The organism is Dactylosporangium sp. CS-047395 (assembly GCF_050942185.1).
Classification (GTDB): Bacteria; Actinomycetota; Actinomycetes; order Mycobacteriales; family Micromonosporaceae; genus Dactylosporangium.
Genome location: NZ_CP192015.1, coordinates 1,036,132 through 1,053,102, shown reverse-complemented (window position 1 = coordinate 1,053,102; position 16,971 = coordinate 1,036,132). Strand labels below are relative to the sequence as shown.

The 16,971-nt window shown below is 73.6% G+C and carries 13 protein-coding genes; 2 read left to right on the top strand and 11 right to left on the bottom strand.

Annotation, left to right across the window (positions count from 1 at the left end; all coding sequences use genetic code 11):
• Positions 1-189: 189 nt before the first annotated feature.
• The 3 genes from ACQP00_RS04900 to ACQP00_RS04890 form a co-directional block, all read right to left on the bottom strand.
• Complete coding sequence (locus tag ACQP00_RS04900) at positions 190-573, bottom strand: WhiB family transcriptional regulator (RefSeq protein WP_433214919.1); 384 nt, start codon at positions 571-573, stop codon at positions 190-192.
• A 122-nt stretch (positions 574-695) separates the two neighbouring features.
• Complete coding sequence (locus tag ACQP00_RS04895) at positions 696-1,139, bottom strand: hypothetical protein (RefSeq protein WP_433214916.1); 444 nt, start codon at positions 1,137-1,139, stop codon at positions 696-698.
• A 211-nt stretch (positions 1,140-1,350) separates the two neighbouring features.
• Positions 1,351-3,468 carry an ATP-dependent DNA helicase UvrD2 gene (locus ACQP00_RS04890; RefSeq protein ID WP_433214913.1) on the bottom strand — a complete coding sequence of 706 codons (2,118 nt, stop codon included), beginning with the start codon at positions 3,466-3,468 and terminating at the stop codon, positions 1,351-1,353.
• Positions 3,469-3,552: 84 nt separating this feature from the next.
• Between ACQP00_RS04890 and ACQP00_RS04885 the strand changes: the two genes are divergently transcribed.
• Positions 3,553-3,795: a mycoredoxin gene (locus tag ACQP00_RS04885; RefSeq protein ID WP_433083479.1), complete on the top strand. Its 243-nt coding sequence runs from the start codon at positions 3,553-3,555 to the stop codon at positions 3,793-3,795.
• A gap of 65 nt (positions 3,796-3,860) precedes the next feature.
• On the top strand, positions 3,861-4,460 hold the full coding sequence (locus ACQP00_RS04880) for a hypothetical protein (RefSeq protein WP_433214911.1): 600 nt from the start codon (positions 3,861-3,863) through the stop codon (positions 4,458-4,460).
• Positions 4,461-4,541: 81 nt separating this feature from the next.
• On the opposite strand, the gene nudC is transcribed toward ACQP00_RS04880, so the two are convergent.
• The 8 genes from nudC to ACQP00_RS04840 all read right to left on the bottom strand — a co-directional run bounded on the left by nudC (position 4,542) and on the right by ACQP00_RS04840 (position 16,971).
• Entirely contained in the window at positions 4,542-5,447 is a 906-nt protein-coding gene (gene nudC / locus ACQP00_RS04875) for an NAD(+) diphosphatase (protein WP_433214908.1), read from the bottom strand.
• Positions 5,444-6,778 (bottom strand): M16 family metallopeptidase, encoded by a 1,335-nt coding sequence (locus tag ACQP00_RS04870; protein WP_433214905.1) that lies wholly within the window; start codon positions 6,776-6,778, stop codon positions 5,444-5,446. Before ACQP00_RS04870 ends, nudC begins: the two co-directional genes overlap by 4 nt.
• Positions 6,775-8,070 carry a M16 family metallopeptidase gene (locus ACQP00_RS04865; protein WP_433223704.1) on the bottom strand — a complete coding sequence of 432 codons (1,296 nt, stop codon included), beginning with the start codon at positions 8,068-8,070 and terminating at the stop codon, positions 6,775-6,777. The genes ACQP00_RS04870 and ACQP00_RS04865 overlap by 4 nt, the downstream gene beginning before the upstream one ends.
• Positions 8,071-8,077: 7 nt before the next feature.
• Positions 8,078-9,241: a S8 family peptidase gene (locus tag ACQP00_RS04860; RefSeq protein ID WP_433214902.1), complete on the bottom strand. Its 1,164-nt coding sequence runs from the start codon at positions 9,239-9,241 to the stop codon at positions 8,078-8,080.
• A 71-nt stretch (positions 9,242-9,312) separates the two neighbouring features.
• Positions 9,313-10,302 carry a hypothetical protein gene (locus ACQP00_RS04855; RefSeq protein ID WP_433214900.1) on the bottom strand — a complete coding sequence of 330 codons (990 nt, stop codon included), beginning with the start codon at positions 10,300-10,302 and terminating at the stop codon, positions 9,313-9,315.
• 83 nt (positions 10,303-10,385) lie between these two features.
• Positions 10,386-10,568 (bottom strand): hypothetical protein, encoded by a 183-nt coding sequence (locus ACQP00_RS04850; protein ID WP_433214897.1) that lies wholly within the window; start codon positions 10,566-10,568, stop codon positions 10,386-10,388.
• A 101-nt stretch (positions 10,569-10,669) separates the two neighbouring features.
• Positions 10,670-13,924 carry an ATP-dependent helicase gene (locus ACQP00_RS04845; protein WP_433223702.1) on the bottom strand — a complete coding sequence of 1,085 codons (3,255 nt, stop codon included), beginning with the start codon at positions 13,922-13,924 and terminating at the stop codon, positions 10,670-10,672.
• A complete protein-coding gene (locus ACQP00_RS04840; RefSeq protein WP_433223700.1) occupies positions 13,870-16,971 on the bottom strand; it encodes an ATP-dependent helicase in 3,102 nt (1,033 codons plus the stop codon). The genes ACQP00_RS04845 and ACQP00_RS04840 overlap by 55 nt, the downstream gene beginning before the upstream one ends.

Genomic DNA, 16,971 nt, shown 5'->3' with positions numbered 1-16,971 from the left:
GGGTAAGCCTCAGAGTGGTTCGCAGTCTGAGGCCGACGCATTCGCGCTCGTGATAGGGCTTCGTGGAGAAGTTGCAAGGTCATCGCGGAACTCCTGGGTCGGGTCGGAACGAAGTCGGTGGAACGAAGAAGCCGGGTCGGCTGCGCGGCGCGCAGTCCTCGGCTGGCCGGTCGGCGATGTGCGCTCATCTCAGGCCGCCACACCGGCGACCACGGCCGCCGTGCGGGCAGCGACCTCGCCGCGCAGGACGGCGTCGCGGGCGACGTCCTCCTTGCGCGGGCGGCCCCGCGGACGCTTGCGCGGCACGACGGCGCCGCGCTCGAAGATCTCGCCACCCCAGACACCCCAGGGCTCGGCGCGCTCGATGGCGCCCGCCAGGCACTCGGCGCGGAGCGGGCACTCCACGCAGAGGGACTTCGCGAGCTCGAGCTCCGCCGGCGAGTCGGCGAACCACAGGTCCGGGTCGAAGGTGCGGCACGGCAGGTCGGACTTGACGCCCCGTGCAGCCGCACGCAGACGCTCGTCCGAGGCCGGGTCGACGCGCACGTCGATCGATGCCAAGGCCAGGCTCATCCCGGTCACCCCTTTCTGTTTGTCGATCGTTTGGTGTGATCGTTTGGTGCAAATGAATGAGGCCGCGGATCCCGGTGTCGGGTTCCGCGGCCTCGAGGTGAGCCGGTGGTGAGTCGGTCTTGTTAGACCGGCCTGCCTCGAGGTGGTATGCCGCGGACTCCGCCATTGGGCTTCGGAGCCGTCATGCTGTGCTTCGCGCTGAATCCAGTGGTCCCCTGAACCCGGATTCCGCGCTGGTCGAGCAGAGCCGCCGAGGCGACGTGGATCTCATCGGTGGTAACGGTGGCGACGACGTCGGTCCGGTCCGCCGATTCGGTCACCCGAACCGTCAGATCGCCCCGGACCGACCCGGTAGCGCCCGCGACATGCGCGGCCGGAACCAGAGCGGACGGAACCAGAGCGGACGGAACAACCAGGGCAGCCGGAACCCGGGCCGGGGCCGGGGCAGCGGCGGCGACGGTCAGGACAGACTCCTGCCATTGCGGGGCAGCAGTCGGCGACAGACGGCGGGCCGAGCAGAGGGCAGGCGTTAGCGCGCGCCGCTCCAAAGTCAGATAGAGCTTCACGTGGACCCACCTCTTCTCTAGCAACTCGTCGTGCGTCGGCCACCGGTCGTCCGGCGTCGTGTTCGCAGGCTATGCCGTGCCTCAACGGTAGGGCAAACGATTTTCCGGGGAAAGTTTTCTGTCAGTTTCCAGCCCCCGGGCAACCACGTGCACCGGCACTCAGTGTGCCATGTCGGCGCAGCTCATGGTGCCCCGAATCGATAGATAATCTTCAGTCACTCTCGCGGGCGAGGGCATCCACGCTCGTGCCGCGGACGAGGGCGATGACGTCGTCGCCGTACAGCATCAGCTTCCGCGGCCCGATGCCCGCGATCGCCGCGAGCTCCTCCCGCCGCGACGGCCGCCGCTCGGCGATGGCCGCCAGGGTCACGTCGGTGAAGACCACGAACGCGGGCACCTTCTGGATCGCGGCGAGCCGGGCGCGCCAGTCGACCAGCCGGGCCAGCAGGTCCTCGTCGAGGTCGGACGGGCAGGTGGAGCAGCGCCCGAGCTTGCGGTCGGCCCCGTTGACCAGGCCGGTGCCGCACACCCGGCAGGACACCGCCATGATCCGCTTGGCCCGGCCGGCGACCGTCGCCTTGTCCAAGGATCGGCGCGGGTAGCCACCGGCGCTGTGGCCCGCGGAGGTGGCGGCCGCCACGCCCGCGGGGGTCGTCGAGGGCACGAACCGGCTCTGCCGGCGCATGCGGCCGCCCGGGGTGCGTGCCGCCGCGTGCGACAGCCAGAGCGTGTGGCGGGCGCGGGTGACTCCGACGTACAAGAGCCGCCGTTCTTCTTCGACGGCGTCCGGCGTGCGGGCGTGGATCACCGGGAGGGTCCCCTCGGAGAGCCCGACGAGGAAGACCGCATCCCACTCGAGGCCCTTCGCCGAGTGCAGCGACGACAGGGTCACGCCCTCGACGGTCGGCACGTGCTGGATGGCCGCGCGCCGCTGCAGCTCGGTGTTGAACTCGTCGAGGGTGAGGGTGGCCATGCCCTCGGCGAGGCTGACGAGCGCGGAGACCGCCTCCCACCGCTCGCGCTGGGCGCCACCGGCCGGCGGGTTGTCGGGGCGCCAGCCGACCCGGTCGAGCGCCGTGTGCACGGTCTCGATCAGACCGGTGTCCTCGCCGCGGTAGGAGCGCAGGGCGATCATGGCCTCGCGGACCTCGGCCCGCTCGAAGAAGCGCTCGGTGCCGTGCACCACGTAGGGGATGCCGGCCTCGGCGAGGGCCTCCTGGTAGACCTCGGACTGCGCGTTGACCCGGAACAGCACGGCGATCTCGCGGGCCGGGGTGCCGGCCGCGATCAGCTCCGCGCAGCGCGCCGCGACCGCCGTGGCCTCCTCCGGCTCGTCGGCGAAGGTGCGCACGGTCGGCTCCGGCCCGGCCGGGCGCTGCCCGACGAGCTCCAGCCGCAGCCGGGACAGCTCGCCGCGGGCCCGGGAGATGACCGCGTTGGCCAGGTCGACGACCTGCGGGGTGGAGCGGTAGTCGCGGGTCAGCCGGACCACGGTGGCGGCGGGGTGCCGGCGCTTGAAGTCCACCAGGTACGACGCGCTCGCCCCGGTGAACGAGTAGATCGTCTGGCTGGCGTCGCCGACCACGGTGAGGTCGTCGCGCTCGCCCAGCCAGGCGTCGAGGAGGCGCTGCTGCATCGGGTTGACGTCCTGGTACTCGTCCACGACGAAGTGCCGGTATTGCGCCCGGACCTGCTCGGCGACGTCGGGGTGCTCCTCCACGGCCCAGATCGCGGCCCGGATCATGTCCTCGAAGTCGATCACGCCCTGAGCCCGCTTGGCCCGCTCGTAGTGCGCGTAGACCTTGGCCACCAGCGCCCCGTCGAACGGCGGCTCGCGCAGGGCCTTCCTGGCCGCCGCGGCGTAGTCGTCCGGCTCGATCAGCGAGGCCTTGGCCCACTCGATCTCGCTTGCGAGGTCGCGGGAGACCTCCCGGTCGGTCTTCAGCCCGGCCTTGGTGGCGGCCAGGCCGACCAGCCGGGCCTTGCTGTCCAGCAGCTGGGGCATGTCCCGGCCGGAGAAGAGCCGGGGCGCGAAGTACCGCACCTGCCGCAGCGCCGCCGCGTGGAACGTGCGCGCCTGAACTCCGGCCGCCCCGAGCAGGCCCAGCCGCTCGCGCATCTCGGCGGCCGCCCGGGCGGTGAACGTGACGGCCAGCACGTGCTGGGCCCGGACCTGCCCGGACCGGACACGGTGGGCGATCCGGTGCGTGATCGCCCTGGTCTTGCCGGTCCCAGCACCGGCGAGGATGCACAGCGGTCCCGCCGGGGCGGTCACGGCGATGGACTGGTCCCGGTCCAGTCCCGCCAGAATCTCTGAGGAGTCCGCCACAGCTGGACATCATTCCAGTTGGGTACGACGTTATGCGGTATCGCCTTGTGTGACCCCGCCGATGCTTTCTGGAGGAACCACCCCATGCTCACCATGTACTCCACCACCTGGTGCGGTTACTGCCACCGGCTCAAGACCCAGATGGACCGCGAGGGCATCCAGTACCAGGTGATCGACATCGAGCGGGACCCGGAGGCGGCCAAGTTCGTCGAGACCGTCAACGGCGGCAACCAGACCGTGCCGACCCTGCGCTTCGACGACGGTACGTCGATGACGAACCCGACGATCGTGCAGGTCAAGAAGCACCTGGAAACCGTCGGTAGCTGAACGGGAGCAAATCCGTTACGGTGGCTGGCTAGAACGCCGGGACGCGCCTGGGGAGGCCGGCCACCATGCGGGTTGCCCGTCTGTACGCGGTACGCAACGCGCCCGAGCGCCCGCGGGTCGCCGACCCCGAGCGGCGCCGGTTGATCGCGGAGTACCTCGCCGGCGGCACGACGATCGGGCACGGCCACGGACCGGCGGTGCTGCACACCGACGGGCAGTGGCTGTGGCCCGAGCGCTTCGTGGGCGAGATCCTCGACGAGGGCCTGGCGCCCGAGCCGGACCTGCTCACGCGCATGCACGCGCTCTCCTACCGCCCCGACTCGCCCAAGCCCGGCGAGCAGCTCAACGACGAGGCGATGCACTCCTGGCGGGCCGGACCGCCCGGGGATCCGAGACTGCTGATCTCGTACTTCGTGCGGGTCAGCCCGGAGACCACGGCGGAACGGCCGCTCTCGCTGCTGCGGCGCACGGTGACGCCGGCGGGCGAGGTGACCGAGGAGGCCGTCTGGCGCGACCTGGCCTGGCACCCGACCAACGCGTTCGGCAGCCCGCGCATCGACGACGAGCTGCGGGAGGTCTCCCCCGCGCACGCCGCCGACGTGCTGGACCGCTGGTGCTCGACCTGGCATCGCGAGGCTTTGAGCCGCACCGCGACCCGCCGCTGAAATCCGGACAAAACTCGCAAAACGCCCAGATCGCAAAAAATCACGAAATTGGCGATAAGTCGCGGCGCGCCAGCGCCCGACTTATCGCCCCAACCAATGAGTGATCAAGAAATGCGCGATCGAAGCCGGAAACGGCAGCCCGAACTCCTCGGAAGACCCGTCGAGCACAGCGCCGATCTCCCGCCGGGTCAGCCACCGCGCCTCCGCGATCTCGTCCTCGTCCACGGTGATCGCCGCACCTTCAGGCGCATGCGCGTGGAACCCCAGCATCAGCGACCCCGGGAACGGCCACGGCTGGCTGGCGAGGTACGTGACCGAGTCGACCCGCACCCCCACCTCTTCCAGCACCTCCCGCGCCACCGCCATCTCCGCCGACTCGCCCGGCTCCACGAACCCGGCGAGCGTCGAGAACCGCGGCACGGTCGCCCCGAGGGCCTTCCACTGCGCGTTGAACCCGAGCAGGCAGCGCCCCTCCGGCCCGGCGACGCCGTCGTGCACGAGCATGATCACCGCGGGGTCGGTGCGCGGCCAGAGCGTCTCCTCGCCGCCCTCGGTCACCCGCACCCACCCGCCCTGCGCCGCGCGCGTCAGCTTGCCGCTCAGCGGGCTGTACGGGTGCCGTGAGTGCCAGTTGGCCAGCGCGACCGAGGTGATGAACAGCTCCGCCGACAGCGCGTCCAGCGCCGCACCGACCTGGCGGATGGTGACCCGGCTGGTGTCCTCGGCCTCGGTGACGTCGGCGGCGACCGCGAAGTACACGGTGCCGTCGGGCTCCTCGCCGAGGAAGAACCGCTCCCCGTCGGGCGCGTCGGCCGGGTCGATCAGCACGAGCTCGGGCTGGTCGCCGGGGTGGACCAGGACGTGGCCGTCGTCGACCACCACGACCCGGGCCCGCTCGAAGGCGGCCTTCAGCCACTCGTCGTCGGTGCGCCGGTGCGCGGCCCGGTCGAGCGGGCCGCGCGCGAACGGCGGAGCGCCAGGCGTCATGACCCCTCGGCGCGCTGGACCGGGGTGAGCGCCGCGAGCGAGGCCTCGACCCGGCTCGCGTCGCCGAGCACGACCGCAGCGGCCCGGGACGGGGCCAGGTATTGCGCGGCCGCCGCGGCCACGTCGTCCTTGCCCGCCTTGGCCAGCCGGGCGGCGTGCTCGGCCAGGTAGTCCAGCCGCAGCCCGAAGCCCGCGTAGGTGGAGACCAGCCCGGCCAGCCCGGCCTGGGTGGACATGCCGAGCTGGAGGGTGCCCAGCGCGTACTGGCGGGCCTGCTCCAGCTCCTCGTCCTTCGGCGGGAGGCTGGCGATCCGGCCCAGCTCGTAGAGCGTCTCCAGCAGGGCCGGGCCGGTGACCTCGGTCGCCACCTCGGCCGAGACGACCAGCGCGGAGCCGGCGACGGCGTGCTCGATCAGCGAGTGGGGGCCGTAGGTGTACCCCTTGTCCTCGCGGATGTTCTCGACCCAGCGGGAGGAGAAGTAACCGCCGAAGATCAGGTTGGCCAGCTGCAGCGCGGCGTGGTCCGGGTGCTGCCGCGAGACCGCCGGCAGGGCCAGGCGCAGCGAGGACTGCACCGAGTCGGGCCGGTCGACCAGGGTCAGCGGGCCCGGCTGCAGGGCCGGGGCGGGCGGGAGCTCGGCCAGCGTGCCGCCGCCGTTCCACTTGCCCAGCATCCGCTCGGCCGAGGCGATCGCCGCCTCCGGCTCGAGGTCGCCGACGATCACCAGGATGGCCCCGTTGGGGTGCAGCCGCTCGGCGTGCAGCCCGCGCAGCTCGTCGGGGACGACCGCCTCGACCAGTTCCGGGGCGGGGGTCTGGATCGCGTACGGGTGGCTGCCGTACATCCGCTTGAGCAGCGCGACCCGGGCCAGGTGGCTCGGCTGGCTCTGCGCGACGCGGATCCGGTCGACGAGGCGGGCCCGCTCGGTGTCGACCTCCTCGGCCGGGTAGGCGGCGTCGGTGAGCACCGAGGAGAGGATGTCCAGCAGCCGGTCGAGCCCGTCGACCAGCGCGTTGCCGGAGATCATCAGCCGGTCGGGGTCGGCCCCGGCGGACAGCCCGCCGCCGACCTTCTGCAGCTCGGCCGCGATGTCCACGGTCGACATGGTCGAGGTGCCGGACAGCACGGTCTGGGTCAGCAGGGCGGCCCGGGCCAGGTCGGCCTGGGCGAAGGGCACCCGGAGGCGGACCTCGACCAGCGGCACCGACGAGCGGCGCAGCGCGATCACGGTCAGCCCGTTGTCGAGCGTGCGCTCGACGGTGCCGGGCACCTTGAGGGCGCGGTTCGGCCCGAGGATCGGCAGGGCGCGCAGCGGGGTTGTCACAGTCACTTGGCTCCTCCGGCGATGACCTCGACCGCGGCCCGGCGGGACGGCACGAGCCGCGCGGCGGCCGCGACGATCTGCTCCTCGGTGACGTCACCGATGAGCGTGTGCAGCTGGTTGAGCAGCTCCGGCTCGCCGCGCTGCTGCTCCAGCACGGCCATCTGCAGGGCGCGGCCGAGCACCGCGTCGGTGTCGCGCAGCAGGTGGGTGGCCATCCGGGCCTGGGTGCGGCTCAGCTCGTCGGCGGCCAGGCCGTCACTGGCCATCCGGGCGCACTCCTCCTCGATCGTGCGCAGGACCTTGTCCACGTCGCCGCCGGGAGGGAGATGGGCCTGCAGCACCAGGGCGGTTGGGTCCCGTACCGCGAACGGCTCACCCATGAACCCGATGTAGCCCCCGACGCTGGTCACCGACCGGTCGCGCAGCACCAGCCGCTCGACCAGCCGCGAGGCGTCGCCGTCGGTGAGCACCTCGGCCAGCACGACGTACGGGAGGTAGCCCTCCAGGTCGCTGATCGGGTCCGGCACCCGCCAGGCGGCCGCGATGGCCGGCAGCGGGGCCAGCCGGTCCTCGTAGGAGGCGCGCCGCTCGGCGGTCAGGTCTGGCTCGGTGAAGTCCGGGCGGACCGGCGCGGGCCGGGCCGGGACGTCGCCGAAGTGCCGCTCGACCAGCTGGGTCGCGGTGGCCACGTCGAAGTCGCCGGAGACCGCGAGGACCGCGTTGCCGCAGGCGTAGTACCGGTCGAAGAAGTCGGCCGCGTCGGCCACGGTCGCCGACTCGAGGTCCTCGAACGAGCCGTAGCCGTCGTGGGCGTTGGCGAACGTGTCGAACATGACCGGGGGCAGCCGCAGCCAGGGGAAGCCGCCGTAGGGCCGGTTGAGCACGTTGACCCGGATCTCCTCCTTGACCACGTCGATCTGGTTGCGGAGGTTCTCCTCGGTCAGCCGCGGCGCGCGCATGCGGTCGGCCTCGAGGAACAGCGCCCGCTCCAGCGCGTTGGAGGGCAGGGTCTCGAAGTAGTCGGTGTAGTCGAAGTGCGTCGAGCCGTTGAAAGTTCCGCCCGAGCCCTGCACGTGGCGGAAGTGGGCGAGCTTCTCGAGGTTCTCCGAGCCCTGGAACATCAGGTGCTCGAACAGGTGGGCGAAGCCGGTCCGCCCCTGAGGCTCCGATCTGATGCCGACGTCGTAGACCACCGCGACGCCGACGACCGGCGCGGCGCGATCTGGGGTCAGCACCACCCGCAGGCCGTTGGGCAGGGTGAAGCGCTCGACGGGGTACTTGGAAGCCGGGATCCGCACAGCAGGGCTACGACTGGACACCCACCGAATCTACTTCGTTCCGGCCCGAAAGCCTGACTCGGCGTTCTGCCAGTCCCGCGTAGACGCCGACTCCGGCGAGGACGGCGAGCAGCGGCAGGCCCAGCAGCCAGCCGTAGGGCCCGCGGGAGCGCGGGGCGGCGGGCGCCGCCAGCGGCGTGGCGGACGGCGACACGCCGGGATTGACCGCGGTGGCCCGCGAGGGTGACGGCGAGGGCGCGGGCAGCTTCCGGGTGAGCGCCTGGACCAGTTCGAGCCGGCCGAGTCCGTTGTCCGGGTCGGGGCCGGCCGGTCCGGCGTCGACCGCGGTGATCGTGAGGCGCCGAACGACCTCGTCGGCCTTGGCCCCGGGGAAGGCCGAGCGCACCAGGGCCACCGCGGCGCCGAGCACGGCGGGCGAGGCCGAGCCGTCGTCCACGCGGTACCGGTTGCCGCTGTTGGTGGTCATGATCTGGAACCCGGGGACGCCCAGGCCGAGCTTGCGCCCGCTGCTGGAGGGCACCCGGACGTCGCCCGAACGGGTGAGCGGGACGGCGGCCAGCACGCCGTCGTAGGCCGCCGGGTAGGGCTCGAACGCGCGGCCGGGCTGGTCGCCGTCGGCCGCCACGATGATCGCGTCGGCCGCCTGCGCGTCGCGGACGGCCTGCTGGAGCCGGTCGCTGCGGGCCACCGAGTAACCGATCACGATCACCGCGGTGCGCTGGACGACCGCCGCCTCGATGCCGGCCGCGATCTCGTCGGCGGTGGGCTCTTCGCCGGCCGGGGTGCTCAGCACGACCGGCAGCACCTTGGCGCCGGGCGCGATCCCGACGACGCCGTCGGCGCGGTCGGTGCCGTGGCCTTGACCGGCGATGACGCCCGCGAGGGCGGTGCCGTGGCCGTCCGGGTCGACGGGCTCGTCCTGCGCCGCCGGGCCGTTGACGAAGACGGGGTCGAGCACGGCCCCGCCGAGGTCGGCGTGCGAGCGGTCGACGCCGCGGTCGATCACCGCGACCGTCACGCCCTCGCCCCGGGTCACGCGGTTGGCTTCGGGGACGCTCAAGTACCGCAAATGCCACTCATTGTCGCGAATGACATCGGCCCGGGCGACGCCGGCGGGCGCCACCAGTGCCAGACCTGCGCCCAGGACCACCGCGGCCAGCCGCTGCTTCATGCGGGCTAGCGTGCCGGATCAATGCAAGTGGCGCCACTCTCCTGGTCAGCCCCGCCTGATCAGCGCGAGCGTCAGACCGGCCGGATGCTCTCCGGGGCCTCGTCGGCGACGTAGTCGAACTGACGGTGCGTGTCGGGGATCGACACGTACAGGATCGCCGCCTCCGGCTTGCCCAGGTCGACCAGCGCGATGGAGACCAGCTCGCTCTTGGCCCGCAGCCCGCTCTGGCTGAAGTGCAGCCGGAACTTGATCAGCCGGCCCGGGCGGCCGCCCAGCGTCAGGTCCCGGGCCTCGAGCTGCTCGAGCTGGTTGCCCTTGGGGTAGAAGCTGACCCGCACGTCCGCCGCGATCTGGTCGCCGACGCAGTGCAGGTCGAGCACCATGCCGTCGTTCACCGCGGCCGGCACGTGGCCCGACAGGATCGTGGCGTGGTAGTCCGAGCCCACCCCGTCGTAGTTGGGCTCGGTCACGAAGTCCTGGCCGATGCGGTACGTGATCTTCAGTTCGCCCTGGTCGCGCCAGTTCTCGGCGAGCGGGCGCCACGGGTCGCCGAAGGACTTGTAGCTGATCCCGGACTCGCTGTCGGAGGTCCGCGGCCCCGGCGGCACCTCCTCGCCGCCCTGGTTGGGGTTGTCCGGCGGGATGGTCGGCGGCGGGCAGCGGCGGGCGAGCTCGGGCCGGGTGTCGCTGGGCCCCTCGGCCTGCCGGTTGAACAGGCCGCCGGGCGTGGTGGCGTTGTTCGTCATCACCGACACGAGGATCACGATCAGGCCGATCGCGACGACGAGGATCGCGCCGCCGCCGAGCCACTTCAGGATCCGCTGGTTCCGCTTGATCGGATCGTCGTCGTCGCTCCGGCCATATTCCAGAAGATCCGGCGGCGGTACGACCGGTGGGGTCCCCGACCGCCCCACGCGCCCGGACGCGTAGCCCGCCGCCGCCCGCCGAGGGGCCGGCTGCAGCGGTTCGGAGGGTGCGGCGGACGGCGACGCGGGCACGGTGACCGGCTGAATCACGGTCTGTGTGTCCGGCGTCGCCCACGGCGAGGGCTGCTCGGTCATCTCGCACCCAGTGTCGCAGCCGAATGCGACGACGGCCAGCAGCCCCCGCCCCGCTCAGCTGGGGGTTTGCTGGGCATTCCGGGTCACGGTTGCGGGTGCGGCGGCGGGTGCAGCTGCGTGACCTGCGGATACCGGTGCGAATCGGCGGCCGCGACGGGCCCGATGACGATCAGCGCGGCGGTCAGCACCCCGGCGGTGGCCACGCCCACCACCAGAGCGACCTCGCGAACCTGCGGTGCCTGCATGTTGAGCACTCCCCCTCGCATGCCCTCTTGGACAGCTTCGAGGAGGACCCGGTTCCACCGACAGCCGCATGTCGGAACCTTGCCAAATCATTGAGACAAAGCCGTGATCCAACTGTCGTGATCTAGGTGGCGGGCACGCTCGTGATCAGCGCCAGCAGACCGTCCTGGTCGAGCAGGTCGGCCGGGCGGACCGTCTCGCCGCTGCGCACGTAGAAGAACGCGGCCCCGACCGTGTCCAGCGGCACCCCGCGCAGCTCCGCCCAGGCCAGCCGGTAGGCCGCGAGCTGCACGGCGGCCGCGGTGGCGTCGGCCCCGCCCGGGCGCCCGCCGGTCTTCCAGTCCACGACGTCGTAGCGGCCGTCGGCGTACCGGTAGACGGCATCCATCCGCCCCCGCACCACGACCCCGGCGATCACGGACGCGAACGGCACCTCGACGTCCAGCGGCACCCGGTCGGCCCACTCGCTGTCCAGGAACTTCGCCTGCAGGTCGGCCAGGGCCGAGTCGGGCGCGGCGTCCTCGTCGGCGGCACCGGGCAGCTCGTCGAGGTCGATCAGCCGCTCGGCCCGGAAGCGCTGTTCGAGCCAGTGGTGGAAGGCGGTGCCGCGGCGCGCGTACGGGTCGGGGCGGGCCGGCAGCGGCCGGCGCAGCGAGCGGGCCAGCCGCTGCGGGTCCCGGCGCAGCGACACGAGCTGCGACACCGAGAGGTGCCCGGGCAGGCTGACCTCGACCGCGCCGCCGGCCCGGGGTGCCAGCCGGGCCTGCTCGGCCAGCAGCAGCTCGGTCTCGGCGGCCCAGCGGTCCACGAGCGGGTCGGCGGCGAGCTCCGCGTCCGGGTCGGCCGTGCGGACCAGGGCGGCGGCCGCCTCCAGCAACGGGCGGCGATGGCCGAGCGGGTCGGCGGGCCAGCTCGCGGACGGTACATCCGCGGCGGTTGGATTCTGCGCGTCGGCATCGGGCTTGGGCGCCCAGACGTCGACGACCCCCGCCCCGGCCACGCAGCGCTCGCGGATCTCGTCCAGGAACACCGAGGCGCCGCGGGCCCGCTTGACGCCCTCGCCCCACCAGTACCCGCTGGCCAGCAGCAGGCGGCGGGGGCGGGTCACGGCGACGTACGCGAGCCGCCGCTCCTCCCGGACGTCGTGCTCGCGCCAGTCCCGGGTGAACTCCTCCAGCGCGGTCACGACGCCCTTGATGTCGTCGGCGGCGCTCAGATCCAGCTTCGGCAGCCCGTCGTGGTCGCCGCGCAGCGGGAACGGCAGCACGCCGAGGCCGCGCAGCCAGTGGTCGCCCGCGTTGCTCGGGCCCGGGAACACGTCCGCGCACAGCCCGGCGACCGCGACGACGTCCCACTCCAGGCCCTTGGCGGCGTGCGCGGTGAGGATCTGCACGGCGCCGTCGAAGACCTCGACCTCACCGGGGGCGAGCCCGCGCTCCTCGTTCTCGGCCGCGGCCAGGAAGGCCAGGAACGCGCTGAGCGTGGCCCCCTCCGACTCGGCGGCGAACCGGGCGGCGATGTTGCTGAACGCGTCGAGGTGGCCGCGGGCCAGGCCGGCGTCGCCGGGGCGGGCCGCGACCTCGACGTCCAGGCCGGTGACCCGCTCCAGGTCGGCCACCAGGTCCGGCAGCGGCTGGTCGAGGCGCCGGCGCAGGGCGCGCAGCTCGGCGCCGAGGCGGACGAAGCGGCGGTGGCCCTCCTCGGAGTACCGCTCGGGGTCGCCGAGGTCGTCGAGCGCCTCGACCAGCACCGCCTCGTCCAGCCGGTCGGCGAGCTCCGGCTCGGCCGCGCTGTCGCCGGCGCGGCGGGCGGCGGCCAGCGAGCGGGCCCGGCGGTACAGGGCGACCAGGTCCCGCGGGCCGATCCGCCAGCGCGGGCCGGTCAGGATGCGCAGCAGCGCGGCGCCCTCGGCCGGGTCGGCGAGCACCCGCATGGTGCTCACCACGTCGCGGACCTCGGGCGTGTCCAGCAGCCCGCCCAGGCCGACCACCTCGACCGGCAGGCCGCGCGAGCGCAGCGCGTTCTCCAGCGCCGGGATCTGGGCCCGGGTCCGCACGAGCACCGCCGTCGACGGGCGGTCCTCGACCGGGATGTCGTAGGGGAACGTGTCCGGATCGACCTTGGCCGCCAGCCGCCACGAGGCGAGCACCCGGTCGGCGACCCAGGCCGCCTCCTCGGTGTACGTGTCGAGCAGCGCGCAGTGCACGGTCGCGGTCGAGGCGGGCTCGGCCAGCACGTCGGCCGGGGCGAGCTCGCGCACCCGCGCGCCGTAGGAGCGCAGCGGGGCGGACAGCGTGTTGGCCACGTCGAGGATCTCGGGCCGGTTGCGCCAGCTCGTGGTCAGCTCCCGTAGCGGCGCCGGCTCGCCGTCGGCGAGCGGGAACTCGGTCGGGAAGCGGTCCAGGGTGCCGGCCGAGGCGCCGCGCCAGCCGTAGATGGACTGGCACGGGTCGCCGACCGCGGTCACCGGGTGGCCGCCGCCGAACAGCGCCCGCAGCAGCACGACCTGGGCGTGCGAGGTGTCCTGGTACTCGTCGAGCAGCACCACCCGGAAGCGGTCCCGCTCGACCTGGCCGACCTCGGGATGCGCGGTCGCGACCCGGGCCGCCCGGGACAGCTGGTCGCCGAAGTCCATGGCCTCGAGCAGCGCCTTCTTTTCGCCGTACTGCCTGATCAACGGCAACAGCTGCAGCCGCGCCTGCTGCCGGGACAGCACGTCGCGCACCGGCTTGGCCATCTTGCCCGTCCGGCCGCTCACCTCGGCGAAGAACCGGCCGGTCCACGCGGCCACGTCGGCCGGCTCGCGCAGGTGCTCGGCCAGGTCGCCGGAGAGGTGCAGCACGGCGTCGACGACCGTGGACGGCGCGGACGAGACCGCGGTCATGTCCCCGTCGTAGGCGCGCACGACCGTGTCGGCGAGCTGCCAGCACGCGGCCTCGGTCAGCAGCCGGGTCGACGGCTCGAACCCGGCCCGCACGCCGTGCTCGCGCACCACCCGGGCCGCGTACGAGTGGTAGGTGGCCACCGTCGGCTCGCCCGCGATGAGGTCGTCCCGCCCGAGCCGGCGCACGAGCTGGCCGAGGCGCTGGCGGATGCGGTGCGACAGCTCGCCGGCCGCCTTGCGGGTGAAGGTCAGGCCGAGGATCTGCTCCGGCCGCACGTGCCCGTTCGCGACCAGCCACACGACCCGGGCCGCCATCGTCTCGGTCTTGCCCGAGCCGGCCCCGGCCACCACGAGCAGCGGCCCGACCGGCGCCGCGATGACCTGGGCCTGCTGCGGCGTGGGCGCGGGGAGCCGGAGCAGCCTGGACAGTTCCAGCGGGGTCATGTGACGTGCCGGCCCTTGCCGGAGACCGGGCAGGACGTGCGCACCGGGCAGACCCGGCACTTGTTGTTGATCACGGCGCTGAAGGTGGAGGCGGCCATGGTCTGGGCGGTGCGGCGGACCAGCGCCTGGGCCCAGTTGGGATCGTCGGCCTCGCCGAGCGGGGGCTGGACCTGCTCGCGGGCCGTGTTGGTCTCGCCGCCGAGCTGCACCAGCGAGGCCCCGCCGGCGACCGTGGACTCCTCGAACGCGCCCAGCTCGATCGCCGCCTGGTAGGCCGCCAGCTGGGGGTGCTCGGCCAGGTTGGCGTTGGCCGGGATCGACTTGCCGGTCTTGAGGTCGACCACGACGAGCCGGCCCTGCTCGTCGAGCTCCAGCCGGTCGACCCGCCCCTTGATCTCCACCGGCGCCTCGGGGTCGGCCAGCTCGACCAGGAAGTCCTGCTCGATCGCGACGAGCCGGCGCGGGTTGCCGGCCAGCCAGCCGATGAGCTTGTCGAGCATGGTCTCGGCCCGCTCCCGCTCCCGCCCGGCGAGCCAGCGGGCGGAGAGCTCGATCGCGTCGAAGCGGTCGGCGACATACGCCACCAGCTGCGCCCGGTCGGCCGAGGCGTCGGACGCCAGCATGGCCGCGGCGTGCACGAGGTTGCCGATGGACTGCTCCGGCGACGGGGTCAGCGCGCCGCCGTGCCGCTCCAGCAGCCAGCGCAGGCTGCACCGCTCGACGCTCTCCACGGTCGACGGGGTCACCTGCACCGGCTCGCCGGGATCGACGAGCGGCCGCTCGTCCGAGAGCACCGGAAGGCCCCACCACGAGTCCGGATCCGCACCTGGTACTTCCCGTTGCGCGAGCTTCGCCAGCAGCGCCGCGGCCGAGCGGCGCCGGGGCTCGGGCGCGTCGGGATCGACCAGCGCGACCCGCAGCTCGGCGACGAGCGTCGGCAGCGTGAGCGCGCGCGGCGCCTCGAACGCGGGCTGCTCGTCGTCGATCGAGAGCTCGGTGAGGAACCGGCTGGGCTGCTCCTCGCCGTCCCCGGAGGCGACCGCGGTGACCAGCACGTGCTCCCGGGCCCGCGTGACGGCCACGTAGAACAGCCGCCGCTCCTCGTCGAGCAGGGCCGACAGCCGCCCGATGGTCTCCATGCTCCGCCCGGCGAGCACCTCGACCAGCAGCTCGGAGCCGAGCACGCTGCCGCGCAGGCGCAGGTCGGGCCAGACGCCCTCCTGCACCCCGGCCACCGCGACCACGTCCCACTCCAGGCCCTTGGCGGCGTGTGCGGTCAGGATGCGCACCGCGTCGCCGCGGTCGGCCGACGGCGCGAGGTTGTCCGCCGGCAGGTCCTGCCCCTCGACGTGGTCCAGGAAGACGTCGGTGCCGGCCCCCGGCAGCCGGTCGGTGAAGCGCGCGGCCGCGTCGAAGAGCGTCACGACCGCGTCCAGGTCCCGGTCGGCGGCCGCGCCCCGGTGCCCGCCGCGGGCGCTCAGCGCCGACCAGCGATCGGCCAGCCCGCTGGCGTGCCACACGGCCCACAGCACCTCCTCGGCCGTCGCGCCCGGCCGGGCCGCGGCGTCCCGGGCCTGCTGCAGGAGCCCGGCCACGGCCCGCGCCGGGGTGGCCCAGCGCCGTTCGATCATGGCCAGCTCGGCCGGGTCGCGCAGCGCCGCGAGCAGCAGGATGCCGGACGGCCGCCGGTCCCCCGCGGCCAGCGCGAGCGCCCGCAGCCCCTGCCGCAGCCGCCGCTCGGCCAGCGGATCGGCCCCGCCCAGCGGCGAGTGCAGCAGCGCCACGGCGGCGTCCTCGTCGAGCCGCGCGCCGTCCAGCGCGCAGCGGAGCAGGAGCAGCAGCGGGGCGATCGCCGGCTGCAGGTGCAGCGGGAGATCCTCGGACTCGGTCGTCGTCGGTACCCCGGCCGTGTGCAACGCCCGCTGCAGCGGCGCCAGTTGCCGGGCCGTCGAGCGCACCACGACCGCCATCCGCGACCACGGCACGTCCCGCAGCAGGTGCGCCTCGCGCAGCCGGTGCGCGATGAACGCGGCCTCGGACGTCTCCGACGCGAACGTCCGCGTCTCCACCGCGCCGCTGTCCCTGGTGGGCCGCATCGCCCGGTGCCGCGCGGGCCCCCGCAGCCGGACGGCGACCCGCTTGACGGGGGCCAGCAGTCCTTCGCCGAGCCGCTGCGAATGCGGAAGCGTCACTTGTACCGCGCCGGGGAACCGCAGCTCGAAGTCGCTCACGATCGCGGGGTCGGCGCCGCGGAACGCGAACGTGGAGGAGTCCGGATCGGCGAACCCGACGAGATGCTTCCCGTTGCCCGCCACGAGTTCGAGCAGTTCCACCTGGGCCGGGTCGGTGTCGTGCAGCTCGTCGACGTAGACGTACCTGACCCGCCGCCGCTCGCTCTCCAGCAGGTTGGCGTCGTCGGCGAGCATGCTCCCGGCCGCCCGGACCAGTTCGGCGTAGTCGTAGGCGACGGACCCGCGGCCGGTGGCGTCGCGCAGCGCGAGCACCTGGAGGTACTCCCGGAAGAACGCCGCGGCGGCGTCCCAGTCCGGCCGCCGGTGCACCCGCGCCAGCTCCTTGAGCCCCTCGGGCGAGACCCCCCGCTCGACGGCGCGCAGCAGCAGATCGCGCAGCTCGGTCGCGAACGCCCGGGTGTTGAGCGCGGAGCGCAGCGCCTCGGGCCACGGCGCCGCGGACTCCTGCAGCAGCTCCCGGATCACGAGGTCCTGCTCGGGGCCGGTGAGCAGCCGCGGTGACGTCTCGCCCCGCTCGACGGCGGCCCGCCGCAGCAGCCCGAAGGCATATCCGTGGAACGTCCGGACCATCGGCTCGGCGGTCGTGCGCAGCCCGCTGGACCGCCCGAGCCGCCCCTCGATGCGATCCCGGAGCCGGACCGCGCCCCGGCGGCCGAACGTGAGGACCAGGATCGACTCGGGGTCCTCGCCGTCCACGACCCGCTGCGCGACGGCCTCGACGAGCGTGCTGGTCTTCCCGCTGCCGGGGCCGCCGACCACGAGCAGCGGCCCCTGCGTGTGCTCGACGACGAGCCGCTGCCAGGGGTCGACCTGCACCGGGACGGCCTTGACCGGGGCCCGCCGCAC